Origin of the sequence: Microbacterium sp. NPDC008134, from assembly GCF_042957055.1 — a bacterium.
Lineage (GTDB): Bacteria > Actinomycetota > Actinomycetes > Actinomycetales > Microbacteriaceae > Microbacterium.
The window spans coordinates 1-1,137 of sequence record NZ_JBIBHO010000007.1 but is presented as its reverse complement, the minus strand read 5'-3'; the positions used below and the strand labels follow the sequence as shown (position 1 = coordinate 1,137).

The following is a 1,137-nucleotide window of genomic DNA, read 5'->3' as shown; positions in this document are numbered from 1 at the left end:
CAACCGCGAACTCGGCGAAATTGCATTACGAGTAAAGATGCTCGTTACGCGCAGCAGGACGGAAAGACCCCGTGACCTTTACTACAGCTTGGTATTGGTGTTCGGTGTGGCTTGTGTAGGATAGGTGGGAGACTTTGAAGCATGGACGCCAGTTCGTGTGGAGTCATTGTTGAAATACCACTCTGGTCACTCTGGATATCTAACTTCGAACCGTAATCCGGTTCAGGGACAGTGCCTGGTGGGTAGTTTAACTGGGGCGGTTGCCTCCCAAAAAGTAACGGAGGCGCCCAAAGGTTCCCTCAACCTGGTTGGTAATCAGGTGTCGAGTGTAAGTGCACAAGGGAGCTTGACTGTGAGACTGACAGGTCGAGCAGGGACGAAAGTCGGGACTAGTGATCCGGCAGTGGCTTGTGGAAGCGCTGTCGCTCAACGGATAAAAGGTACCTCGGGGATAACAGGCTGATCTTGCCCAAGAGTCCATATCGACGGCATGGTTTGGCACCTCGATGTCGGCTCGTCGCATCCTGGGGCTGGAGTAGGTCCCAAGGGTTGGGCTGTTCGCCCATTAAAGCGGTACGCGAGCTGGGTTTAGAACGTCGTGAGACAGTTCGGTCCCTATCCGCTGCGCGCGTAGGAAATTTGAGAGGATCTGACCCTAGTACGAGAGGACCGGGTTGGACGAACCTCTGGTGTGTCAGTTGTTCCGCCAGGAGCACCGCTGATTAGCTACGTTCGGGATGGATAACCGCTGAAAGCATCTAAGCGGGAAGCCGGCCTCAAGATGAGATTTCCATACCTTCGGGTGAGAGGCTCCCAGCCAGACTACTGGGTTGATAGGCCAGATGTGGAAGCACGGTAACGTGTGCAGCTGACTGGTACTAATAAGCCGATGACTTGATAACACCACCGTTCGTTGGTGCTTGCGTCCACTGAGTGGTTCTCGATGTACGGTCGAGAACCGCATAACAACAATGACTTTGTTATGTGTTTGATTGAAACATCAATAGTGTTTCGGCGGCCATAGCGTGAGGGAAACGCCCGGTTACATTCCGAACCCGGAAGCTAAGCCTCACAGCGCCGATGGTACTGCAGGGGGGACCCTGTGGGAGAGTAGGACACCGCCGGACTTCTTTTAAG

At 54.0% G+C, this 1,137-nt stretch carries 2 rRNA genes (1 of these 2 only partly in view); both read left to right on the top strand.

What is annotated here, in order from left to right:
• Positions 1-902 (top strand): 23S ribosomal RNA (locus tag ACFY9N_RS17345); it begins 2,301 nt to the left of the window's first position.
• A gap of 108 nt (positions 903-1,010) precedes the next feature.
• Positions 1,011-1,127: ribosomal RNA gene (gene rrf, locus ACFY9N_RS17340) — 5S ribosomal RNA — on the top strand.
• Positions 1,128-1,137: the final 10 nt, after the last annotated feature.